Annotated in this window: 19 protein-coding genes; 12 read left to right on the top strand and 7 right to left on the bottom strand. The window is 38.0% G+C overall.

Annotation, left to right across the window (positions count from 1 at the left end):
- The 4 genes from AACY93_RS11875 to AACY93_RS11860 form a co-directional block, all read left to right on the top strand.
- Positions 1 to 2,466 (top strand): metalloprotease (locus AACY93_RS11875; RefSeq protein WP_339612077.1); only part of this gene is annotated, 2,466 nt, incomplete at its 5' end.
- 186 nt (positions 2,467 to 2,652) lie between these two features.
- Positions 2,653 to 5,064: an alpha-ketoacid dehydrogenase subunit alpha/beta gene (locus AACY93_RS11870; RefSeq protein ID WP_286854909.1), complete on the top strand. Its 2,412-nt coding sequence runs from the start codon at positions 2,653 to 2,655 to the stop codon at positions 5,062 to 5,064.
- Between the two features lie 86 nt (positions 5,065 to 5,150).
- A complete protein-coding gene (locus AACY93_RS11865) occupies positions 5,151 to 5,528 on the top strand; it encodes a DoxX family protein (RefSeq protein ID WP_286854910.1) in 378 nt (125 codons plus the stop codon).
- A gap of 3 nt (positions 5,529 to 5,531) precedes the next feature.
- Positions 5,532 to 6,008 (top strand): hypothetical protein, encoded by a 477-nt coding sequence (locus AACY93_RS11860; RefSeq protein ID WP_286854911.1) that lies wholly within the window; start codon positions 5,532 to 5,534, stop codon positions 6,006 to 6,008.
- Here the strand turns inward: AACY93_RS11860 and holA are convergent.
- Positions 6,005 to 7,009, bottom strand: a complete 1,005-nt coding sequence (gene holA / locus AACY93_RS11855) for a DNA polymerase III subunit delta (RefSeq protein WP_286854912.1) — start codon at positions 7,007 to 7,009, stop codon at positions 6,005 to 6,007. The two genes, AACY93_RS11860 and holA, sit on opposite strands and share 4 nt — an antisense overlap.
- 105 nt (positions 7,010 to 7,114) lie before the next feature.
- Between holA and AACY93_RS11850 the strand changes: the two genes are divergently transcribed.
- The 4 genes from AACY93_RS11850 (at position 7,115) to AACY93_RS11835 (ending at position 9,916) form a co-directional block, all read left to right on the top strand.
- On the top strand, positions 7,115 to 7,561 hold the full coding sequence (locus AACY93_RS11850; protein ID WP_286854913.1) for a type I restriction enzyme HsdR N-terminal domain-containing protein: 447 nt from the start codon (positions 7,115 to 7,117) through the stop codon (positions 7,559 to 7,561).
- Positions 7,558 to 8,547 (top strand): glycosyltransferase family 2 protein, encoded by a 990-nt coding sequence (locus tag AACY93_RS11845; RefSeq protein WP_286854915.1) that lies wholly within the window; start codon positions 7,558 to 7,560, stop codon positions 8,545 to 8,547. The genes AACY93_RS11850 and AACY93_RS11845 overlap by 4 nt, the downstream gene beginning before the upstream one ends.
- 95 nt (positions 8,548 to 8,642) lie before the next feature.
- Complete coding sequence (locus tag AACY93_RS11840; RefSeq protein WP_286854916.1) at positions 8,643 to 9,503, top strand: OmpA family protein; 861 nt, start codon at positions 8,643 to 8,645, stop codon at positions 9,501 to 9,503.
- Positions 9,504 to 9,751: 248 nt separating this feature from the next.
- Positions 9,752 to 9,916, top strand: a complete 165-nt coding sequence (locus AACY93_RS11835) for a hypothetical protein (RefSeq protein ID WP_286854918.1) — start codon at positions 9,752 to 9,754, stop codon at positions 9,914 to 9,916.
- 12 nt (positions 9,917 to 9,928) lie between these two features.
- Here AACY93_RS11835 and AACY93_RS11830 read toward each other — a convergent pair whose 3' ends face one another.
- Positions 9,929 to 10,549: an L-threonylcarbamoyladenylate synthase gene (locus AACY93_RS11830; protein WP_286854919.1), complete on the bottom strand. Its 621-nt coding sequence runs from the start codon at positions 10,547 to 10,549 to the stop codon at positions 9,929 to 9,931.
- A 54-nt stretch (positions 10,550 to 10,603) separates the two neighbouring features.
- Here AACY93_RS11830 and AACY93_RS11825 point away from each other — a divergent pair, with 54 nt between their 5' ends.
- Positions 10,604 to 11,470, top strand: a complete 867-nt coding sequence (locus AACY93_RS11825) for an alpha/beta hydrolase (protein WP_286854920.1) — start codon at positions 10,604 to 10,606, stop codon at positions 11,468 to 11,470.
- Between the two features lie 4 nt (positions 11,471 to 11,474).
- On the opposite strand, the gene AACY93_RS11820 is transcribed toward AACY93_RS11825, so the two are convergent.
- Positions 11,475 to 13,832, bottom strand: coding sequence for a UvrD-helicase domain-containing protein (locus tag AACY93_RS11820; RefSeq protein WP_007651038.1), 2,358 nt, complete (start codon positions 13,830 to 13,832; stop codon positions 11,475 to 11,477).
- 96 nt (positions 13,833 to 13,928) lie between these two features.
- Positions 13,929 to 15,488: a hypothetical protein gene (locus AACY93_RS11815; RefSeq protein ID WP_286828007.1), complete on the bottom strand. Its 1,560-nt coding sequence runs from the start codon at positions 15,486 to 15,488 to the stop codon at positions 13,929 to 13,931.
- Between the two features lie 62 nt (positions 15,489 to 15,550).
- On the opposite strand from AACY93_RS11815, the gene AACY93_RS11810 reads away from it, so the two are divergent.
- Both AACY93_RS11810 and AACY93_RS11805 read left to right on the top strand, forming a co-directional pair.
- A complete protein-coding gene (locus AACY93_RS11810) occupies positions 15,551 to 17,122 on the top strand; it encodes an FMN-binding glutamate synthase family protein (protein ID WP_286828005.1) in 1,572 nt (523 codons plus the stop codon).
- An 8-nt stretch (positions 17,123 to 17,130) separates the two neighbouring features.
- On the top strand, positions 17,131 to 17,652 hold the full coding sequence (locus AACY93_RS11805; protein ID WP_007651035.1) for a hypothetical protein: 522 nt from the start codon (positions 17,131 to 17,133) through the stop codon (positions 17,650 to 17,652).
- 4 nt (positions 17,653 to 17,656) lie between these two features.
- Here AACY93_RS11805 and AACY93_RS11800 read toward each other — a convergent pair whose 3' ends face one another.
- Genes AACY93_RS11800 through AACY93_RS11790 form a run of 3 tightly spaced genes read right to left on the bottom strand, consistent with a single transcriptional unit; the run spans position 17,657 to position 21,456 of the window.
- Complete coding sequence (locus AACY93_RS11800; protein ID WP_007651034.1) at positions 17,657 to 18,553, bottom strand: patatin-like phospholipase family protein; 897 nt, start codon at positions 18,551 to 18,553, stop codon at positions 17,657 to 17,659.
- The gene (locus AACY93_RS11795) at positions 18,550 to 19,455 is read right to left on the bottom strand and encodes a patatin-like phospholipase family protein (RefSeq protein WP_007651033.1); all 906 of its coding nucleotides are present in this window, start codon (positions 19,453 to 19,455) and stop codon (positions 18,550 to 18,552) included. Before AACY93_RS11795 ends, AACY93_RS11800 begins: the two co-directional genes overlap by 4 nt.
- The gene (locus AACY93_RS11790) at positions 19,456 to 21,456 is read right to left on the bottom strand and encodes a M1 family metallopeptidase (protein ID WP_286854922.1); all 2,001 of its coding nucleotides are present in this window, start codon (positions 21,454 to 21,456) and stop codon (positions 19,456 to 19,458) included.
- 81 nt (positions 21,457 to 21,537) lie between these two features.
- Here AACY93_RS11790 and recG point away from each other — a divergent pair.
- Positions 21,538 to 23,547 (top strand): ATP-dependent DNA helicase RecG (gene recG / locus AACY93_RS11785; RefSeq protein ID WP_339612067.1); only part of this gene is annotated, 2,010 nt, incomplete at its 3' end.

Below are 23,547 nucleotides of genomic sequence, written 5' to 3'. Positions count from 1 at the left end.
CTGGCCAGCCCTTTAAAACCCCACGGGAGTTACACCATTCATTTAAACTATATCGTGCAGGTGCCAAGTGATAAATTTACCAGATATGGCGTATCCAACAATGGCGATTTTAACTTGCGCTATTGGTACATAACACCAGCTGTGTACAATGGCGAATGGCAGTATTTTAGCAATAAAAACCTGGATGATATGTTTGTGCCTGTGGCAGACCTTAGCCTGGAATTACAGATCCCAAACACCTATCATGTAACTTCCGAATTGGACCAGGTAGACATGCGTCAGGAAAACGACATCTTTACGGTGAAACTGGAAGGGAAAAACCGTGTAAACAGCAAACTGTTCTTAAACCAAAGAAAGCAGTTCTCTCAAGTTAAAACCGACTATTTTACCATGGTTTCTAACGTAGATCAAGAAAGCTTGAACGTGATAGACAATTTGGTGATTACAGATCATGTTTCTGAATTTTTAACCAGACATTTGGGACCTTACCCATTGGAACGGTTGCTTATTACAGACATAGACTACCGAAAGAACCCAATTTACGGTTTAAACCTCTTGCCTAGTTTTATTAGACCTTTTCCGGATAAATTTCAATATGAACTTAAAATATTGAAAACAGCCCTAAACAATTACCTGGAAAATATTTTGATAATCAACCCTAGAAAAGACCAATGGATCATAGATGGTTTGCAGACCTACTATTTAATGAAGTATGTGGAGGAATACTACCCAGACATGAAATTGGCTGGAACGCTTTCCAAAATCTGGGGCATCAAATCCTTTCATGCCACGCAATTGGATTTTAACGACCAATATCCGTTTTTATACATGCACATGGCCAGGGAAAACCTGGACCAACCTTTAACCACAGAAAAAGACTCTTTGCTGAAATTCAATAAAAACATTGCCAACAAATACAAAGCTGGTGTAGGCTTGCGCTATCTGGACCAATTTATCAATGCCAACGTATTGGAGAATTCCGTAAAGGAATACCTTGCAAACTATACGTTTAAGGAAACCCAGACTTCAGATTTTGAAAAGCTGTTAAAAAGTAATACCACCAAAGACATCAATTGGTTTTTTACAGATTACTTAAAGACCAAAAAATATATAGACTTTACCATTTCAAACATTGAAGAATCAAGGGATTCCATTAAAGTAACCGTTAAGAACAAAACAAATGCCAACGTCCCTATATCCTTGTTTGTTCTGGATAAAGACTCTATTGTGTCTAAAATATGGATAGAAAACGTTACAGATACCAAAACTGTTAAGCTCTTAAAAAACCAAGGTACCAAAGTGGTGCTAAACAAAGATTTAATTGTTCCTGAATACAACTTAAGGGACAATACCAAGTCTTTAACAAACTCCTTATTTAACAAACCCCTTCAGTTTAGGCTTATCAAGGACATTGAAGATCCAGCCTACAACCAAGTGTTTTTTATGCCTATCATTGAGTTTAACAACATATACGATGGTATTGTTCTTGGGGTAAAGGCCTATAATAAAACGGTACTTAAAAAGCCTTTCTACTATAAAATTGCACCACAATATGGAACCAAATCCAAATCCCTTACAGGTTCCATAACCTTAAACTACAATCAGTATATACAGAACACTTCCGATTTATTTAGCATCAACTATGGTATATCGGCCAGTTATGCCAGTTATGCCGAAGACTTGTTTGTAAGAAAATTAACACCAGGGATTTCCATGCAATTTAGGGATAAAACCAACCTACGCTCCAATAAGAAACAGTTTATTACTTTAAGGTATGTAGACATCAATAGGGACGACAACCCTGTGGTTACAGCAGATGCCACACAACCAAATTACAGTGTGTTGAATGCACGTTACAACAACATCAACAAAGGATTGAAAGATTATACGGCTTGGTTTACAGATTTGCAATTTGGAAAAAAGTTTGGAAAACTGGCTTTTAATTTTGAGTACAGAAAACTAACCGAAGGCAACAGGCAAATTAACTTAAGGCTTTTTACAGGACTGTTTCTTTACAATGACACTTATGAGACTTCCGATTATTTTAGCTATGCCTTGGACAGGCCAACCGATTATTTGTTTGACTACAATTATTATGGGCGTTCTGAAGATTCTGGACTGTTCAGTCAGCAAATCATTATTGCAGAAGGTGGGTTTAAATCGAAACTAAACACGCCTTATGCCAACGAGTGGATAAGCACCATAAACGGAAGTACCACCATTTGGAAATACATTTTAGCCTATGGCGATATTGGTTTGGTAAAAAACCACAGGGAAGACATAGAATTTGTTTACGATTCCGGGATTCGCGTTAGCTTGATTCCAGACTATTTTGAGCTGTACTTTCCTGTATATTCCAATCTGGGATGGGAAGTGGCACAAGCACACTATGCCGAAAAAATACGCTTTGTGGTGACACTGGATTTTAAAACGCTATTTGGTTTGTTTACCAGACGTTGGTATTAAAAAAACAGGTATTGCCATGTAAAATTTTCAATAGCATATTTTTAATGATTTTCTGAATTACTGACAATCTTTCAATAATTTGCTATATTTTACTGGAATCACTAACAATTTGTCAATTCTTTAACTATGTATCAAATTGCAAAACACACAAATATTGACTAAATTTGTGCTATTAAAACAATCATTATGCAAACAAATCCAGACGTACAAAAAGACCTGTCTTTTGAAGACTTTAAAGCTGAAGTAATAAACGATTATAAAATTGCTGTCACCTCTCGTGAATGCAGTCTTCTAGGTCGACGTGAAGTACTTACTGGAAAAGCCAAGTTTGGTATTTTTGGAGACGGAAAAGAAGTACCTCAATTGGCTTTGGCAAAAGCATTCAGGAATGGGGATTTCCGTTCTGGATATTACAGGGACCAAACCTTTATGATGGCCATTGGCGAATTGAACATCCAACAGTTTTTTGCAGGTTTGTATGGGCATCCAGACATCAATCACGATCCCATGTCTGCAGGCAGACAAATGGGAGGCCACTTTGCAACCCATAGTTTGGACGAAAATGGAAACTGGAAGGATTTAACAAAACAGAAGAATTCCAGTGCAGACATCTCTCCTACTGCTGGACAGATGCCAAGGTTACTAGGATTGGCCCAAGCTTCTAAAATATACAGAAACGTAAAAGGGATCGATACCACTAATTTTTCCAATAACGGAAACGAAGTGGCTTGGGGAACCATAGGAAATGCGAGCACAAGTGAAGGCCTGTTTTTTGAAACCATTAATGCTGCAGGTGTTTTACAAGTACCCATGGTTATGAGTGTTTGGGACGATGAGTATGGAATTTCGGTACATGCCAGACATCAAACAACCAAAGAAAACATCTCTGAAATCTTAAAAGGGTTTCAACGTGATGAAGACGCCAAAGGCTTTGAAATCCTAAGTGTAAACGGTTGGGATTATCCTGCTTTGGTGGAAACCTACCAAAACGCTTCAAAAATTGCTAGGGAAGAACACGTGCCTGTTTTAATACATGTTAAGGAATTAACACAACCACAAGGACACTCGACCTCTGGTTCTCACGAGCGTTACAAAGATGAAAACCGCTTGGCTTGGGAAGCTGAATTTGACTGTAATGTAAAACTTCGTGAATGGATGATAGCCAATGGTATGGCTACCGATGAGGAATTGAAAGAGATTGAAACCACCATAAAAAAAGAAGTTAGGGATGGAAAAAAAGCTGCTTGGACTGCTTTTATACAACCTTTAAAACAAGAACAGCAAGAGCTTCTGGATATTTTGGAACAAGTGGCCAATTCCAGCAACAACAAGGTTTTTATAATTAAGCTTAAAAATGATTTGGCCGACATTAAAGAACCTATTAGAAAAGACATACTTTCTACTGCCAGAAAGGCTTTACGTTATGTGGTTAGCGAATCATCATCAGAAAAAAACCAATTGACACAGTGGATCAATGCATACATAGAAACCGTACAACCTAAATACAGTTCGCACCTATATAGCGAGTCGCCTAAATCGGCTTTAAACGTAAAAGAAGTTAAACCAACTTACAACGATAAGAGCGAAGAAGTAGATGCCAGATTGGTGATTAGGGATAATTTTGATGCTATATTCAGCAAATATCCAGAAACTTTGGTTTTTGGAGAAGATGCGGGACATATTGGAGATGTGAATCAAGGTCTGGAAGGCATGCAGGAAAAGTATGGTGAACTTCGCGTATCGGACGTTGGTATTCGAGAAGCTACCATTTTGGGACAAGGTATTGGGATGGCCTTAAGAGGCTTGCGCCCAATTGCTGAAATCCAGTATTTAGATTATATTTTATACGCGCTTCAAATTATGAGCGACGATTTGGCAACCCTTCAATACAGAACCAATGGTCGCCAAAAAGCACCTTTAATTATAAGAACCCGTGGGCACAGACTGGAAGGCATATGGCATTCAGGATCGCAAATGGGTGGCGTTATCAATTTGGTACGTGGCATTCACGTTCTTGTACCAAGAAACATGACCAAAGCTGCCGGTTTTTATAACACGCTCCTGGAAAGTGATGAGCCTGCTTTAATTGTAGAATGCTTAAATGGCTATAGGTTAAAGGAAAAAATGCCTTCGAATATGGGTGAGTTTAAAACACCATTGGGTGTAGTAGAAACCATTCGCGAAGGAAACGATATTACTGTTGTTTCTTATGGTTCTACCTTAAGAATCATAGAACAGGCTGCCAAAGAATTACAGGAAGTAGGTATTGATGTGGAAATTATAGACATTCAATCGTTGTTGCCTTTCGATTTAAATCAGGATATTGTAAAAAGTGTGGCCAAAACCAATCGGTTGATGGTGATTGACGAAGATGTTCCTGGAGGTGCTTCTGCCTATATTTTAAATGAAGTGTTGAATACACAAAATGCCTACAGGCACTTGGATAGCAAACCACAGACCTTAACTGCGCAACAACACAGGCCAGCTTATGGAACAGATGGTGACTATTTCTCCAAACCTTCGGTTGAAGATGTGTTTGAAGCCGTTTACCAGGTAATGCACGAGGCCAATCCTTCAGATTATCCTAACTTGAGATAAAAATAAAACTTGTTATCATAAGACCTCATAAACTTAAAAGTTATGAGGTCTTTTTTTATATCTTTATAGCAACTAAACTTCAACCCATGAACAAAAATCTTACCGATTTAGCTTTAGCCTTCCTGAGAATCTCCATGTCTGCCATGATGTTAACCCATGGAATTCCAAAAATTGAACGTCTGTTTTCAAGTCCCATAGAATTTGGAGACCCTATTGGTGTTGGCCCAACCCTTTCTTTAATCCTTGCTTTAATTGGTGAAGTGGTAGCTCCTATATTCATTATTCTAGGTTACAAAACAAAACTTGCAGCTATTCCTGCTGCCATAACCATGTTTGTGGCTGCTTTTGTGGTGCATTTACAAGACGATTTTGGTACTAAGGAAAAAGCCCTTTTGTATCTTATAGGTTTTGTGGTGGTGTTTCTGGCTGGTCCTGGAAAATACGCAATAGACACGAAAAAATAACTTATGAAAGCTGTTTCTGTAGTAACCATAAAAAAAGAATTGCAACATCGCTCTTCGGAAGAATTAATGGAACTTTGTTTGCGATTGTCCAAATTCAAAAAAGAAAACAAGGAACTCCTTACCTATTTGTTGTTTGAGTCCCATGATGAAGCCGGTTACATTGAGACCGTTAAACAGGAATTGGACCAACAGTTTAACAATATCAATACAGACAGTTATTTTTATATAAAAAAAAGCATTAGGAAGATTTTAAGGAACTTAAAGAAATACGCGCGCTATTCACTTAAAAAAGAAACCGAAGTGGAACTTTTACTTTATTTCTGTGCAACTTTAAAGGATTTTAAACCTTCCATTAAATACAACGTTACCTTAACCAATATCTACAACAGACAGATCTTGAGCATCAAGAAAACAGTAAAAACCCTTCATGAGGATTTACAATACGATTATAGAATGATGTTGGAAGACCTGGAAGATTAATTCATGATTTTTACCATCATTTCTTTCAATAAATCTCCTTGTTTAACAGCATTAGAACCTACACCTTTACTTTTTACATCAAATTCTCTTAATGTGGCAATAACAGAACTTACTTGTTTCATTGGGTAATTTCTAGCAGCTGCAATGTATTCGTTGGCAAAATAAGGGTTGATTTTTAAAGCAGCCGTAACACTTCTTGGCGACTTATCGCTTAAACCATGTAAATGCAATAATTTGGAGAAAAAACTATATAATAAGGATACTGTTACAACCATTGGGTTGTCCTTTGGGTTTTCACCAAAATATTTAATAATTTGATTGGCTTTTACAAAATCCCTGGCACCAACAGCTTTTTGAAGCTCGAAATTATTGTAGTCTTTGCTAATTCCAATGTTTTGCTCTATATGCTCAGGAGTAATCTGGGTACCTTCGGGAAGGATGATTTTAAGTTTTTCCAATTCGTTGGAAATTTTACTTAAATCGGTTCCCAAAAACTCGGCAAGCATTTGAGCTGCTTTGGGGGAAATGGTATAATTCTGCCCAGACAACACACGTCTTATCCAATCACCAACCTGGTTGTCGTACAGTTTTTTGCCTTCAAAAATAACTCCAGATTTCTTGAGCGTTTTATAAAGTTTTTTACGCTTGTCTATGGTTTTGTATTTGTAATTGAAAACCAAAATGGTGGTAGGCTGAGGATTTTCGGCATAATCTACCAGTTTTTCAATGTGCCTGGATAAATCCTGGGCTTCCTTAACGATAACCACCTGATACTCCGACATCATTGGGTAGCGCTTGGCGTGGCCTACCACATCTTCTATAGAGACATCGCGACCATAAAGCACCATTTGGTTAAAGCCTTTTTCCTCTTCGCTAAGCACTTGAGATTCTATATATTTCGAAATATTATCAATATAATAAGGCTCCTCTCCCATTAAAAAATAAATGGGTTTGAAATTCCTGTTCTTGATATCTGTTATTATTTGCTTGACTTCGTCCAAATCCTTAAAAATCTAAATTAAAAAATACACAAAAACCAAAATAAGTCATGGATGTTTGGTTTTTAATGAATGTCACTTAACTTTGAAAAAAATTTTACTGCTTTGATGCAAGAACTCCATTTTCCAAAGTTTCCGTTTCGTTTCAAAAATAGCGAAAATAAAATTTCTATATTCGATACTATTCGTAAAAAATTTGTGATTTTACAACCCGAAGAATGGGTTCGTCAACATTGTGTGCAGTTTTTAATCCATGAAAAAAATTATCCCACATCCTTGATCAATGTGGAAAAGGAATTAAAAGTAAACGGCTTAAAGAAACGATACGACATTGTGGTTTTTAATCCCGATGGCAGCATTCATCTTATCGTGGAGTGCAAAGCACCACAAATATCCATCGACCAAAGTACATTCGACCAGATTGCGCGTTATAACCTGGCTTTAAATGCCACTTATTTAATGGTTACAAACGGAATGAATCATTATTATTGCCAGATGGATTTTGTTGGAGAACGCTACCAATTTTTGAAAGATATTCCAGATTATACACCATGAAAATAGCCGTCGTTATATTAAATTGGAATGGAGAAAAATTATTGGAGCAATTCTTGCCCTCTGTAATTAAATATTCCCAAGGAGCTACAATATACGTTGCCGACAATGCCTCTACAGACAATTCAGTCCCTTTTTTAAAACACCATTTTCCAACTGTTAAAATCATTCAGAATACAGAGAATGGTGGTTATGCCAAAGGGTATAACGAGGCTTTAAAACATGTCACTGAAGATATTTTTTGTTTGTTGAACAGCGATGTAGAGGTGACCGAAGCTTGGCTAAGTCCCATAGCTGAAACCTTTAACAAACAACCGGAAACAGCCATTATCCAACCCAAAATCTTGGATTACAAAAACAAAAACCATTTTGAATATGCAGGAGCAGCTGGCGGATTTATAGATAAGTTTGGGTATCCGTTTTGCAGAGGTCGCCTGTTTCACAGTATTGAGGAAGACCTTGGTCAATACAACGACATCACTCCTGTTTTTTGGGCTTCAGGAGCTTGTTTTTTTATCAGAAAAGACATTTATAGACAGTTAAATGGCTTTGATGAATCTTTTTTTGCACACATGGAAGAGATAGATTTGTGTTGGAGAGCCTTCAATAAAAATTACAACACATGTTATGTTGGCACCTCAACTGTGTACCATGTTGGTGGCGCAACCTTAAAGAACAGCAATCCAAAGAAAACCTTTTTAAATTTTAGGAACAGTTTGTTCACCTTGGTAAAAAATGCTGGTGGAAACCTATTTGCATTGATCCTTACAAGACTTGTTCTGGATGGTTTTGCTGCTGTAAAGTTCCTTCTGGAGTTTAAGTGGCTGCATATTTTGGCCATTTTAAAAGCACACCTAAGTTTTTACGCACATCTTCCCAAACTTTTAAAACAAAGAAAGGCTTTAAAACAACGTAAAAGTTATTATAAAAATCCCTCTTTGGTTTGGTCTTATTATATAAATAACTGTAAGAATTTCAATTGTTTATAAAACTGTTAAAATTTTTGTTAATTCCTACACAAACTCATCTTCTTTTGCATAATTTTGGTATGTTAAAAAATAACATCAATAAAACCGAAATCATTATGAAAAAAACATTGATATTGGGCGTTTTCGCTCTATTGCTTTTAGGTTCTTGCGTCTCTAAAAAAGAGTATGCTGCCTTAGAAGCCAAACAGAAAGAAACCCAAGACCTCTTAAATACTGCAACAGTAAAACTAAACTCTTGTTTAGCAGACAAAGCGTCCTCTGAAGCACGTGCCAAAGCCTTGGAAGACCGTATTGCTGATTTAAAATCTTCTAACGAAAACTTAATTCAAAGCAATAAAGACCTAACCATGTTAACCTCTAAAGGAGCTTCAAACATTGAAAAAACCTTGGAGAGCATGAGAGAGAAAGATCTTAAAATAACCAGATTGCAAGATGCCATTTCCAAAAAGGACAGTGTGATGCTTGCCTTGGTTACCAGTTTGAAAAAAGAAGTGGGCATAAACGATCCTGATATTGAAGTAAACGTTGAAAAAGGAGTTGTATTTATTTCCATTGCAGACAAACTATTATTCAAAAGCGGTAGTTATGTTGTAAACGAACGCGCTAAAGAAGTTTTAGGAAAAGTTGCCAAAGTGGTAAAAAGCAAACCTGATTTTGAGTGTATGGTTGAAGCACATACAGATCCAGTACCTTACAACAAGCCACCACTTATTGATAACTGGGACTTGAGTGTAAAACGTGCCACTTCTGTGGTTCGTGTCTTGGAAGATTTGGATGTGAATTCAAGTAAATTGATTGCTGCTGGACGTTCGCAATATGTTCCAATAGCTTCCAATGATACTGCTGAAGGTAAAGCTGCCAACAGACGTACCAGAATCGTGATCTTACCTAAAATTGATGAGTTCTACGACATGATAGAAAAAGAAATGAAAAACCTAGAAGCTGCAGGCAACTAACAGGTTTAATCCATAAAGAAAAGCTCAATCCAACCGATTGAGCTTTTTTTTGTGCCTAAAACACCTCTTTTTGGGGTTTTATTAAATGAATCAATAAATTTTATGTTTAGGTTAATTTCTTTTACGGAGTGTTGTAATTTCATGTTATAAACTGTAAATCAAGCCCATATATGACTTTTTTTACAAACCCCAATCCTACTCCCAACTATTTTGATGTTTTTAAGTGCCTACTTAAAAGTTGAATTATTATGAGACAAGAATTACCGTATCATTTTGAGAGACGTTCCAAAAACCATTTGGATTGGTTGGTGAATGTTATTAAATCTGAAACATACTTTCAAGCAGATTCTATAATATCAACCAACAGACCAGCTAGAGGCTTTTTAAAAAACCTAAAGTCTACAACACCATGATGCTTTCCGGGTTTAAAAAATTTCCAAGCTCCCTTTTCCTTCCCTTACTATAATTGGGTCTCCTTCAGACAAGTCGATAACTGTGGAAGCATGGTTATCCCCATAACCAGCATCTATGACCAAATCCACTATATCTTTCCATTTTTCATAAATAAGTTCCGGATCTGTGGTGTATTCCAAAACCTCATCGTCATCGTGAATGGAAGTTGAAATAATTGGGTTTCCCAATTGCTTTACAATTTCAATGGCAATACTGTTATTTGGCACACGAATTCCCACTGTTTTTTTCTTTTTAAACGGATGAGGCAAAGACTTGGCCCCTGGAAGAATAAAGGTATAAGGTCCAGGAAGGGCACGCTTTAGGATTTTAAAGGTAGATGTATCTATTTGTTTAACATAATCGCTTAAGTTGCTTAAATCTTCGCATATAAAAGAAAAGTTGGATTTTTCCAATTTCACATTTTTTATTCTCGCAACACGCTCTAAAGCCTTTACATTATTAATGTCGCAACCCAAACCATAAACCGTATCTGTGGGATAAATAATCAATCCACCAGCCTTCAAGACTTTAACCACTTTAGCAATTTCTTTCGGATTTGGATTCTCCTCGTAAATTTTAATAAATTCAGCCATACTATTTATCTTAAAAATTCGTTAACTTATACAAAGTAATTAATTTAATCTTTTATGAAGGTCAACAAACACTACTTATTTATAATATTTCTTGTTTTAACCATTGTTTCCTGCTCTACGGACGACAATGACACCAATCTGGTAACGGACTTGGATCCTACCGAATATTATCAGGAGTTGAATGTGTCCTATGGACCTGATAGCGATCAAACATTCGATATTTATTTGCCTGCCAACAGAAACTTAAACACCGAAGTGATGATTTTGGTTCATGGTGGTGGTTGGTCTGCTGGAGACAAAAGTGACATGAATGATCTAAGGGACTATATACGCAGTGAATTCCCCAACATGGCCATTGTAAACATTAATTACAGATTGGCAGACCAAAACAACCAGCCTTATCCCATGCAAATCAATGATATAACAACCATCATCAATTTACTGAAAAGCAAACAAAACCATTACGTAATTGATGACGATTTTGCCTTTATAGGAGTAAGTGCAGGAGCTCACTTGGCATTGTTATGGAGTTATGCTTTTGATACAGGAAATGACATAGACATGGTTTGCAGCATAGTTGGACCAACCAACTTTACGGATCCTGCTTACTTGAACAATACCAATCCCGAACTACAAGCTTTATTGGATTTATATGGTGTGGATGCTTCTACGGCTTATTTGGAAGAAGTTAGTCCGTATCATCAAGTTACTGCTTCAGCACCTCCAACCATTTTATTTTATGGAGGCTTGGATCCTTTGGTGCCTACTACCCAAGGAACGGATTTAAGGGACAAATTACAAACTCTGGGCGTAACCCATGAATTCACTTTGTATCCCAATGCTGGTCATGGTTGGATAGGTTTGGATTTACTGGATACAAGTCTTAAGTTAAAAGCTTTTATTGAAACCCATTTCGATTAGGTTATCATCCTATTATTTCCAGCTTGGCAAAACGCAACAGAAGTTTTTTAACACCACCTTTATCAAATTTAATTTCGGCTTTGGTATCGCTTCCTGTACCTTCAATTTTTAAAACTTCCCCTTTACCAAAACGCAAGTGCTCCACTAGGTTACCAACGGTCAATTTTGTATCAAATAAATTTGTGGAAGCAGTAGCCTTATCTACTGGTTTTAGGTTTTTTGGAGTACTGATCACCATTTTTTCAGGCTTGTTGTTGGAGCCTGTTTTCTTTTTAAAAGTTGGCTGGACCGGTTTCTTGAATCTTATTTTATTGGCATTGGCCCTTCTGGTGGTTTCTGGAATATCATCGCCAAAAATATCGGCATCCAACATGGGGTTAAAACGTCGTTCTTCAATAGGTGTAATAATATCCAAATAGGCGTCGTCTATTTCTTCAATAAATCTACTTGGTTCGGCATCAATAAGTTTTCCCCAACGATATCTTGTTAGCGCATAGGTAAGATACGCTTGCTTTTCTGCCCTGGTCAAGGCTACATAAAACAAACGTCGCTCCTCTTCCAATTCACTTCTGGTGTTCATGCTCATGGCACTTGGAAACAGGTCTTCTTCCAGACCTACAATGTACACATACGGAAACTCCAAGCCCTTGGCCAAGTGAATGGTCATTAAGGCCACATGGTCACTATCGCCTTTATCAGCGTCCAAATCGGTTGCCAGAGCCACATCTTCTAAAAATTCGGCTAAGGAGGCTGTTGCATCTGCAAGTTCTTTTTGTCCTTCCACAAAATCCTTGATACCATTTAACAGCTCTTCCATATTTTCCATTCTGGCCACACCTTCTGGTGTACCATCTTTATTGAATTCCCTTATTAAACCACTGGCTTTTGTAACATGCTCTGCCAATTCAAATGCATTGGCTGTTTGATTCATGACCTGAAAACTTTCTATCAAAGTCACAAAATCCTTTAATTTGTTTTTGGTTCCAGTATTAATGTTAATATCTATTTTGTCTATATTCTGAAGGACTTCAAATATGGAACGGTTATAGCCATTGGCAGCCACTATAAGCCTGTCCACTGTGGTTTGCCCAATCCCTCTAGCTGGATAATTGATGATTCGTTTTAAAGCTTCTTCATCTGCTGGATTAATTACCAAACGCAAATAAGACAGGACATCTTTAATTTCTTTACGTTGATAAAACGACAAACCTCCATAAATCCTATACGGAATATCCCGTTTACGCAAGGCATCCTCTATGGCACGTGATTGTGCATTGGTTCTGTACAAGACAGCAAAATCGCTATTTTTTAATTGGTGTTGCATTTTGTTTTCAAAAATGGAACTGGCCACAAAACGTCCTTCATCTCCATCGGTCAAGGAACGGTTTACCTTCACTTTAGGACCTTCGTCGTTTGAAGTCCAAACTACCTTATCCAATTTTGTTTGGTTTTTGTCTATTATGGAATTGGCAGCATTTACAATGTTTTTTGTGGAACGGTAATTTTGTTCCAACCTAAAGAGTTTGACATTGTCATAATCCTTTTGAAAATTCAATATATTGTTGATATTGGCACCACGAAATGCATAAATACTTTGAGCGTCGTCTCCAACCACACAAATGTTTTGAAATTTATCTGAAAGTGCTCTCACTATAAGATACTGGCTGTGGTTGGTATCTTGATACTCATCTACCAGAATGTAGCGAAACTTATTTTGATACTTTGCCAGGACATCTGGAAAACGGGTTAGCAATTCGTTGGTTTTTAATAGTAAATCATCAAAGTCCATGGCTCCAGCCTTAAAGCATCTATCTACGTAATTCTTATAGATTTCGCCCATTTTAGGACGTCTTGCCATAGCATCAGCCTCTATTAATTCTGGGTTTTGATAATAGGCTTTTACGGTAATCAAGCTGTTTTTATATGAAGAAATCCTGGAACGGATCTGCTTGTATTTATAGAGATCCTTATCCAAATTCATTTCTTTAATGATGGAGGCTATCAACCTATCTGAATCCTGTGTGTCGTAAATGGTAAAATTACTAGGGTATCCCAATCTATCTGCTTCCACACGCAAGATTTTGGCAAAAACAGAGTGAAAGGTTCCCATCCACAGGTTTTTGGCTTCACTGGAACCAACAATGGTTGCAATACGTTCTTTCATTTCACGTGCAGCTTTGTTGGTAAAGGTTAAAGCCAATATATTAAATGAATCAACCCCTTGACTCATTAAATAGGCAATTCTATAGGTTAGCACACGGGTTTTTCCCGAACCTGCTCCTGCAATAACAATCATAGGACCATCTTTTTGCAACGTTGGTGCTAATTGTGCGTCGTTTAACTGGCTTAAATATTCCTCCAAATCTCTTTCATTTTAAAGGCTAAAAATAACCATTGTTAGACTTTTTCTCAGGGAGAATTATGAATAATTATAAACAATTTAACATAGACACAGGTTTTAATCTATGGTCATGGTTTTTAACAATCCGGCTCTGGCGCTAATCCATATAAAATTAAATACAGACTGTGTTTTATGGCGCTCTATGTTATCTTTGGTGGCCTCTTTGAAGGAAGACTGCTTGGACCTACTGTTTTTGGATACAAAGATATTGATGACATCCGATAGGAATTTATTCTTTTCTTGACCATTGTCCTGTAGTGCCACCACATCAAAATCCTGATATTTCACTTTAAAATCGATGCTTGAAGCGTCATCGGTTCCAGATATGGTAAAATAGGTTTTATCCAACTCGCCTTCCAAACGCACGTTTAAATTGGGTTCTGTAAAACTGTTCAGGTATCTTGCTTGAAGCAGGTCTATTTCTGCTTGAAATTCAAACAAATCTTCTTGGTTGTTCACATCAAAAGACCAGACAGCGTTTAAAGGTGCGTGGCTCATAAATCGCGTTTCTATGTTTAAAACGGTTTTTGTTGGCGACTTGTAGGTATTGCTCACCTTTTGTATGTCTGCATTGAAAGCTTTAAACGTTACTGTTCCAGCTTTTTTATCTGCTTTCACTTTCTCTGAATAGGAAATGTCTGCCTCATGAATGAGAACCCGCTCTAAATCCAATTGGAACTTTAACTCCCGAAGCATCTTGCTATATAAAGGTTTGATGCGTTCATCGTCTGTTACCAGTTTATCGCGATAGACCTTAAAAACGGGATTATGAAAGGCCACCTTCGGGCTTTCAAATTTCCAGATGGTATCTTTTACTACACTCAGATTTGGCTGTTTTACAACTAACGAATCCACTTGTAAATTAAAATGATCCCGTTCATAAGGAATGATTTTGGACAAAGTTTCCTTGGAATACTTCGTTCTTAAGGTTAGATCCCGTAATGCAATGGATTCCTGGGTTAAAGCAGCTTCTGAAATTCGTAGGTTTTCATAATCGCTCATTTGTCCGAAAAACTTTTGAAAGCGTACTTGATAAGTCCCATGATCAAACGGAATCCTATTTTTTTTTGTGTTGTTGTTGTAAACAATGTCATTAAGGCTTATATCCACTTCTTCCATTTGGAGTTTCAAGGAATCTGTTTCAGAGTTCAAAACCTTAATAAAGCCTTGGTTCAAAAGCAGCTGTTTCACCTCGATAGATGTGTTGAATGATTGTTTGTTGGAAACCTTGTAGGCTTCTTTTGAAATATTGGGATTGTGATGGTAAGTGACCTTTGGGCTGTTTAAAATAACAGCTTCAATAAAAATGGCTTTATTGACTAAAAAACTCCAGTAGCCAAATCCATCAATGATAAGTTGTTCCAAGGTCATTTCTAAGTTTGGTTCTGGAATGGTTTTTCCAAAATTGGTCATTTTAACCTTGCTTAACGTTATTTTCCCTTGTAACAAACTTACACCCAGGTCGCCATAAGTCAACTTAACCGTTTCTGGAAGCTTGGATGTTAAAGCATTCTCAATCTTGGATTTTACCACATAATGTGCTATGGCAAATCCTATTCCCAGCACGATAATTATAAATCCGAATATTTTTAACCACCTTTTTTTTTGTTTGCCCATTTCATAAAGATATCCAAATTTTCATAGATATTTTAAATATATTTACCTCAAATTATAAAGATATGAGCTCTGTTTTAAACTTTTTGGCTGCTATTAGCTGGTGGCAATGGATTTTAATTGTCTTGGCTTTGGTAGCCATACGGGATGTTTTCATTCAAAAGAAGCATACCATTAGCCACAACTTCCCCATTATTGGTCATTTTAGGTATATGCTGGAAAAAATTGGCCCAGAGTTAAGGCAGTACTTGGTTGCCAACAACAGGGAAGAGCTTCCGTTCAATAGAATTGAGCGCAGTTGGATTTATGCCTCGGCGAAAAAACAAAACAATTACGAAGGTTTTGGTACCGATAGGGACATTTATTCGCATCAGCACATTTTTATAAACAATGCCATGATGCCTTATAAGATTGAACCAGAGCATCCCAATGCCATAGACCCTTGTTTTTTGCCATGTGCCAAGGTCATGGGAGCTTACAACAAACGTAGGAAACCCTATAGGCCAGGTTCTGTTATCAATGTATCTGCCATGAGTTTTGGCTCATTGTCTGCCCGAGCCGTGGAGTCTTTAAATAAAGGTATAAAAATGGCCGGAGCCTATCACAATACAGGTGAAGGTGGCCTATCTCCTTATCACAGTCATGGTGGCGATGTTATTTTTCATTTTGGGACAGGATATTTTGGGGTAAGGGATGATGATGGAAATTTTTCCATGGAAAAATTAGTGGCTTTGGTAGAAAAAAACCCCTTTGTTAAAGCCATAGAAATTAAACTTTCACAAGGTGCCAAACCAGGAAAAGGAGGTGTTTTACCAGCAGCAAAAATAACACAGGAAATTTCCGATATCCGTCACGTCCCTTTAGGGAAAGACGTGCTTTCCCCTCCTAACCATTCTGCATTTTCAAATGTTCCGGAACTTATGGAGTTTATAGAACAAATAGCCGAAGCCACAGGATTGCCTGTAGGCATTAAAGCTGCCATAGGAAAACTGGAGCAATGGAAAGAACTTGCCAAACTAATGGCAGAAACAGGAAAGGGACCGGATTTTATAACTGTAGATGGTGGCGAAGGTGGCACTGGAGCTGCCCCTCCAAGTTTTGCAGATCACGTGTCCTTACCATGGGTCTATGGGTTTAGCGATTTGTATAAAGTGTTCAAGGATCAAGACCTTTGCGAACGCATTGTTTTTATTGGTAGTGGAAAATTAGGTTTTCCTGCAAAAGCCGCCATGGCCTTTGCCATGGGAGCCGATTGCATTAATGTAGCAAGGGAAGCTATGATGAGCATTGGCTGTATTCAAGCACAAGTATGCCATACCAATCGTTGTCCTAGTGGTGTTGCAACCCAGAATAAATGGTTGCAAAGTGGTATCGACCCAACATTAAAATCGGTTCGATTGGCACAATATTTCAAAACTTTTAGAAAAGAATTTATTGAAATTACACATGCTGCAGGTTACGAACACCCTTGTCAGTTCAAAATGAGGGACATTGATGTAAACGTGGACGACCATCACTTATCCAAGGAATTGGACCGAACCTACATGTACCACAAAGTGCCAGTTCCTTTTACATCTATGCAGGATTTAAAAGATTGTTTATATTTGGGTGGAAAAAATACAACCCTTACTAATTAATACTACTTATGGAGTCTGAAAGAATTATCGATTTATTTATGTTTGCGCTTCCAACCCTTATTACCGGATTGATAGCTTACTATTTTTTTAAAGAGCATACCAAAAACGAAGACGGCAGAAGACGCTTTCTATTGCACAAAGACATGCAGGTAAATGCCATGCCTTTACGCCTTCAGGCCTATGAGCGTATGGCTTTGTTTTTGGAGCGAATTACCCCTTCCAAGTTACTTATTAGAATGAGTCCAACTTCTTCAAATAAAGAAGATTACGAGAATTTACTTATAGCAGCCATTGAACAGGAGTTTGACCATAACCTATCGCAACAAATATACATAAGCGACGATTGCTGGAACATTATCACTGCTGCTAAAAATGCCACCATTCAATTGATAAGAAAAGCCAGTTTGCTTGAAAAAACCAATACAGCCAATAAATTGAGGGAGGTTATTTTAACTGAAATGATGGAAAAAAGAGCTCCCAGTGATGCAGCCCTATCTTTTATAAAACAGGAAGTGAGCGATATGTGGTAACAGCTTAAGGCTTTATCTCTCCCAAGTGTTTTTTCTTGGCATAATCAAAACCTTGTTGCCACCAGGCAGTCATTAATTTTTTACTGAAAATCAATGAGTTTTCCGTTAAACTGGAAGGTGTGTAATACAGGTTTAGTTTAACCCCTTTGTTTATGGCTGCCAGTTTACCTATTACGATATCGTTGCGTTCCACCTGATTTAACAGATGCCCAAACAGATTGATCATCAATGAAAAAGGGTTTTTACCAAGCACTTTTTGGTTTTCAATGTTTTCAGCCTCCAGAATAATGGCATCCACCTCTGTTGCACCACGTTTTATAGCTTCACGAATGGGTACCACACATCCCAGGCCTCCATCGGCATATTCAAAACCATTAACCTTGGCAATGGACATAAAAGGAATGTAATTACAGGATATCCAGATCCAATGGCAAAACTCCTCATAAGTACAATCGTTTATGGATTTGTATTCTACCGTGTTCATGGACAGATTGGAAACAGTTACCACCACATCGGCCTTTTCGGCTTTAATTTTTTCGTATTCGCTTTTGGTGAAGTTACGTTTGATGTTCCTTCTTAAGGCATTGCTTTCCCCAAAGGTTCGCCTCATTCGGATAAACTGCCACAAGGAGTTGATGAAATCTATGGACACATACTCCCTATCGCCTTTTTTACGCTGTACAAAAGGACTGATACTAAAAATATCGTGCTGCTGCACATTGGTAAAGATGTCGTACAGTTTAGGGATATTGTTTACCGCTAAATGAGGAATCAACAAGCTACCTGTTGAAGTTCCCAAAAACATATCGTAGGCTTTTTTTTGATGTTCCATGAGGTATTGTGCCACACCTCCAGCATAAGCACCTTTACTACCTCCTCCTGATATTACCAATGCTCTCATTCGGTTTCCAATGGACTTAATTCTTCGTTTTTATATTTTGCAAAATTAAACCCACTTTGCCACCAGAGAGTCATTTTTTCTTTGTTAAAGACCAAGGAATTAGTGGTAAGCACAGTAGGCGTATAATAAAAATTAATGATGGCATTTTGATTGGCTGCCACAAATTTGCCAATTCTAATGTTTTGGCCTTCTATCCTATCCAACATAAAGGCAAACATATTGGTAAGCAACGAAAAGGCATTCAAGGAAGGCATTCGGTTAAATTGCGTGATTTCAGTTTGCAAAATAATGGCATCTATATGTGTGGCACCACGTTTAATGGCTTCTTCAATAGGCACCATGGAGCCCAGACCTCCATCGGCATACTCACATCCGTTTTTTTTCACCAAAGACATAAAGGGCGTGTAATTACAGGAAATCCAAACCCATTCACAAAACGCTTCGTAAGTAAAATCCTTAATGGACTTGTATTCCACTTGGTTGAGTGACAGGTTTGAAACCGTTATAACGATGTCTTTTTTTGATGCTTTCAATTGATCAAATTCGGCTTCGGACAAGGTGTTTTCAATAAGCTTTTTAAGATTGTAACTTTCCCCGAAGGTTTTACTGCCTTTCATGAGGTTTTTTAACACATTGAAATGATTGATTTTAATGGTTTCCAGACCTCTTTTTCGTTTTATGGCAAAAGGACAGACATTAAAGATCGCCTGCTGGTTTACGTTTGTGTACACCTCTTTTATTTTTTCGACCTTGTTCAATGCCAAGTGGGATACCAACAAACTTCCCGTGGACGTGCCCAAAAACAAATCGTAATCGTGTTTTTTGTTCTCAAGAAGATATTGTGCCACACCTCCTGCAAATGCGCCTTTACTGCCTCCTCCAGAAATTACCAATGCTCTCATTTAATTGGAATTTTGTAATCTTAATATAGTTGCCTTAAAATCGGGTTGTTTTGACAATTCTTCCAACATGTCTTTGGCAAACTTTTTAAACTGCCAATTATAATGTTTGGATGATTCCACTAAATTAGTCAGTACCTGTTCGTTATAAATCCCCAGGGAATTTAAATAATTAAAGGCTGTCAACCTCACTTCAAAACCGTATTTGGGACTGGAATAACCTACAAGTTCATTTAAGAAAGCTTCTTTTTTATCCAATTCATACAAAGGTGTTGAAATCGCGAGAGCCAACCAAAGCTGCCTGATATTCTTGTCGTTAAACCCAATAAGTTCGCTGGTGGCGTTTAGATAATTTTCCCTGTCCTCTGGAAAATTAATCCATAAATGGAACAAAGCTGCCTCTATGGTAGCATAAGACCCATCCTTTAACAAGGTTTCGTAGGATGCTTTTAAGGACAAGGGGATTTTATCTACATATTGGGCAATGGCTTGCCTGGTTTTTAACGAGCCTTCAAACACTTCTGGAGTGACCTGGTTTGGGATTTGCGAAATAACTTTACGTTTGGCTTCGTCTGAAATAGGCGCTGTTAGGTAATAGCTGCACTTGGAGGTTGCCAGCTCACAATCCACCATTTCGTATTCTTGAATAAAAGCAGATTGCATCAAGCTTTCCAGAGCTTCATCCATAGGGAATTCCACCTGCTTCAACCAGAGATCCACAAACTGACTTAAGTCTTGGCCACTGGTAGCTTCCACTTCTGAAATAAAATCTGTGGTTTCCACATTCGAAAATGCATGAGTCTTTAAATAATTGACCACAGCCTGTTTAAAAGCTATAGCTCCCACTTGTTCCCTTAAAGCATGCAATGCCCAGGCGCCTCGTTTGTAAAACGTGGTACTGCTGGATTTTGGGTTCAACAAAGACGTACTTGTTCCAGACCTGTTTTGATCCATAAGCTCTTGGGCATACTCATACAGCCTCCAATAGTAATAATTCTTTCCAAACACTTCCCTTTCTGCCAGCAAGGCATAGTAGGTTGCAAAACCTTCCTGCAACCAATGGTGTTCGCCCCTTTTAGCCGTTACATAATCGCCAAACCACTGGTGAGCCAGTTCATGTGCGTTTACATTAACATAATTCCTATCCACAAAAGCTGTGGAATCCACTACAAAGGCATCAGAAAAAATGGTGGTACTGGTGTTTTCCATGCCTGCATACAGAAAATCGTGCACTGGCACCTGCTTGTAATTTTGCCAAGGATAAGGGATCCCAATTTCAGTTTCAAGAAAATCGAACATCTGTTTGCTATACCTATAAGTTGGCTCGGCCCTTAAAGAATCTGCGGGATAAAAGTACATTTCCAAAGGAATGCCACTACTGGAAACCTCTTCCAGTTTATTGTATTCACCTATTGCCAAAACCACCAAATAGCTGGACATGGGCTTTGCCATATCGTATTTCCAGATGGTATTTCCCGCTATAGTTTCTTTTGCTAGCAAGCTGCCATTTGCAACTACCTTATAAGCACTGTTAAAGGTTACCGTTAAATCAAATTCCATTTTATCGTTGGTGTCATCTAAGCTAGGCAGCCAGTTGCTGGTATATTTTCCTTGTCCTTGCGTCCAAATTTGATCTGGCGCTTCATTTTGCCATCCCACAAAATAAAGGGCTTGTTTTGGTACTGTTTCATAAGCAACCCTTAGGCGATGACTTTCTCCCGTCTGAAATTTAGAATGCACAACCAGTTGTGTTTTGTTGTTTTTATACGAAATACTCCTATCATCCAGCAGCACCTCTTTAAAATCCATATGCACAGCATCCAGAAATACGGAATCCGTAGGTTTTAAAATGTTAAAATAATAATCCACAACACCCAACACTTTGGACGCCTCAATATCGAAACTTAATTTGGCATCCACACGAGTAAAATCTACAACTTCAAGCTGTTGAGAAAAAGAAAGGCTTGTAAAAAAAATCAAAAAAGCACAAAGCAGGTGTTTCATAAGTAAGATTTATCAACTTCATGACTAAAATACATAAATTTTGAAGTTTTAAGTTTCAAGATTAAGGTTTATATTCGTGTTATGTCTATAAATTTACAAACTCCCATAGATTATTTAAAAGGTGTTGGTCCAAACCGAGCAGATTTGCTCAAGAAGGAACTGGGCATCCACACCTATCAGGATTTGATTAATTTATTCCCAAACAGGTATTTAGACAGGACACAATACTACAAGATTCATCAACTCCAGCGCAACACAGCAGAAGTACAGGTAATTGGTGAGATAATCAGCATCAAGGAAGTGGCACAGTCCCGAAGTGCAGGGAGAGGCAAACGCTTGGTTGCCACCTTTAAAGACGATACTGGCATTATGGAGCTGGTGTGGTTTCGTGGCCATAAATGGATACGCGAAAGCCTAAAGCTTCACAAACCCTATGTGGTTTTTGGCAAGATCAATTGGTTTCAAGGGGTTTTTAGCATGCCTCATCCCGATATGGAACTTCTGGAAGAGCACCAAAAACACATACGTTCTGCCATGCAACCCATTTATCCGTCTACCGAAAAACTGACCAACAAAGGGATCAGCAATCGGGTGATAATAAAAATCATGCAGCAATTGTTTTTGGAGACCCAAGGCAGGTTTCAAGAAACCTTGTCTGATAAGCTTATTTCCGAACTAAAATTATTGGCTAAATCGGAGGCAGTTTTCAACATCCATTTTCCAAAAAATCAAGCGCTTTTGGCAAGGGCTCAATTCCGATTGAAATTTGAAGAATTATTCTATATTCAGTTGCAATTGATTCTGAAAAATTTAATCCACAAATCCAAAATCAAGGGCTTGCCTTTTACCCAAGTTGGAACATATTTCAACACCTTTTACAATGAGCATTTACCCTTTGAATTGACCCAAGCCCAAAAACGTGTTTTAAAAGAAATCAGGCAAGATTTAGGCAGCAATGCCCAAATGAACCGGTTGTTGCAAGGTGATGTAGGTTCCGGAAAGACCATAGTAGCCTTCATGTCAATGCTCATGGCACTTGACAACGGATTTCAAGCTTGTTTAATGGCTCCGACTGAAATTTTGTCAGTCCAACACTATACCGGTTTACTTGAACTATCCAATAAGTTGAATATCAGCATAAAACTACTTACAGGCTCAAGTAATACTTCAGAAAGAAAAGAAATTCATAAATCCCTTGAAAATGGTGAGTTGGACATCCTAATTGGGACTCATGCCCTACTGGAGGACAGGGTAAAATTTAAACATTTAGGCCTTGCCATTATAGACGAGCAACACCGTTTTGGAGTAGAACAAAGAAGTAAATTATGGCATAAAGGTCCAGTAACATCCTCTCAAAACAAAACAGATTTAGGAGTTATCCCACCACATATTTTAGTGATGACCGCCACACCCATTCCACGCACTTTGGCCATGTCTGTTTATGGTGATTTGGACATTTCTGTGATAGACGAATTGCCTCCGGGGAGACAGGCCATTAAAACAGTACACAGATATGATAAAAACCGACTGAAAGTGTTTCGGTTTATAAGAGATGAAATTGAAAAAGGCCGACAAATATATATAGTGTATCCACTTATCCAGGAAAGTGAAAAAATGGATTACAAAGACCTAATGGATGGATATGAAAGCATTGTTAGGGACTTTCCTCCCCCGAAGTACCAAATTTCCATTGTACATGGTAAAATGAAACCAGCCGACAAGGATTATGAGATGCAACGCTTTATAAGAGGTGAAACCAACATCATGGTGGCCACAACCGTTATTGAAGTGGGTGTAAACGTGCCCAATGCCTCGGTTATGATTATTGAAAGCGCTGAACGTTTTGGCTTGTCGCAATTGCACCAGCTACGTGGGCGTGTTGGTCGTGGTGCCGAACAAAGCTATTGTATTTTAATGACCAGCCACAAATTGAGCAACGACAGCAAAATACGATTGGACACCATGTGCAGTACCAATGATGGTTTTGAGATAGCAGAAGTGGATTTAAAGCTACGTGGCCCTGGAGACCTTATGGGAACCCAACAGAGTGGCGTTTTGAACCTCAAGATTGCCGATTTAATAAAGGACAAG

The sequence above is a fragment of the uncultured Xanthomarina sp. genome (genome assembly GCF_963971605.1).
In the GTDB taxonomy this organism is placed as follows: domain Bacteria; phylum Bacteroidota; class Bacteroidia; order Flavobacteriales; family Flavobacteriaceae; genus Xanthomarina; species Xanthomarina gelatinilytica.
Note: the sequence above shows the minus strand (reverse complement) of the source record. Positions and strands in the feature narration are given on the sequence as shown.

What these genes read in the sequence shown, in the direction of transcription:
- AACY93_RS11790 (WP_286854922.1), bottom strand. Translation starts at nt 21,456, where the DNA reads ATGAAACACCTGCTTTGTGCTTTTTTGATTTTTTTTACAAGCCTTTCT.
- AACY93_RS11810 (WP_286828005.1), top strand. Translation starts at nt 15,551, where the DNA reads ATGAGCTCTGTTTTAAACTTTTTGGCTGCTATTAGCTGGTGGCAATGG.
- AACY93_RS11865 (WP_286854910.1), top strand. Translation starts at nt 5,151, where the DNA reads ATGAACAAAAATCTTACCGATTTAGCTTTAGCCTTCCTGAGAATCTCC.
- AACY93_RS11850 (WP_286854913.1), top strand. Translation starts at nt 7,115, where the DNA reads ATGCAAGAACTCCATTTTCCAAAGTTTCCGTTTCGTTTCAAAAATAGC.
- AACY93_RS11840 (WP_286854916.1), top strand. Translation starts at nt 8,643, where the DNA reads ATGAAAAAAACATTGATATTGGGCGTTTTCGCTCTATTGCTTTTAGGT.
- AACY93_RS11830 (WP_286854919.1), bottom strand. Translation starts at nt 10,549, where the DNA reads ATGGCTGAATTTATTAAAATTTACGAGGAGAATCCAAATCCGAAAGAA.
- AACY93_RS11800 (WP_007651034.1), bottom strand. Translation starts at nt 18,553, where the DNA reads ATGAGAGCATTGGTAATATCAGGAGGAGGTAGTAAAGGTGCTTATGCT.
- AACY93_RS11805 (WP_007651035.1), top strand. Translation starts at nt 17,131, where the DNA reads ATGGAGTCTGAAAGAATTATCGATTTATTTATGTTTGCGCTTCCAACC.
- AACY93_RS11860 (WP_286854911.1), top strand. Translation starts at nt 5,532, where the DNA reads ATGAAAGCTGTTTCTGTAGTAACCATAAAAAAAGAATTGCAACATCGC.
- AACY93_RS11870 (WP_286854909.1), top strand. Translation starts at nt 2,653, where the DNA reads ATGCAAACAAATCCAGACGTACAAAAAGACCTGTCTTTTGAAGACTTT.
- AACY93_RS11815 (WP_286828007.1), bottom strand. Translation starts at nt 15,488, where the DNA reads ATGGGCAAACAAAAAAAAAGGTGGTTAAAAATATTCGGATTTATAATT.
- AACY93_RS11825 (WP_286854920.1), top strand. Translation starts at nt 10,604, where the DNA reads ATGAAGGTCAACAAACACTACTTATTTATAATATTTCTTGTTTTAACC.
- AACY93_RS11845 (WP_286854915.1), top strand. Translation starts at nt 7,558, where the DNA reads ATGAAAATAGCCGTCGTTATATTAAATTGGAATGGAGAAAAATTATTG.
- AACY93_RS11795 (WP_007651033.1), bottom strand. Translation starts at nt 19,455, where the DNA reads ATGAGAGCATTGGTAATTTCTGGAGGAGGCAGTAAAGGCGCATTTGCA.
- AACY93_RS11835 (WP_286854918.1), top strand. Translation starts at nt 9,752, where the DNA reads ATGAGACAAGAATTACCGTATCATTTTGAGAGACGTTCCAAAAACCAT.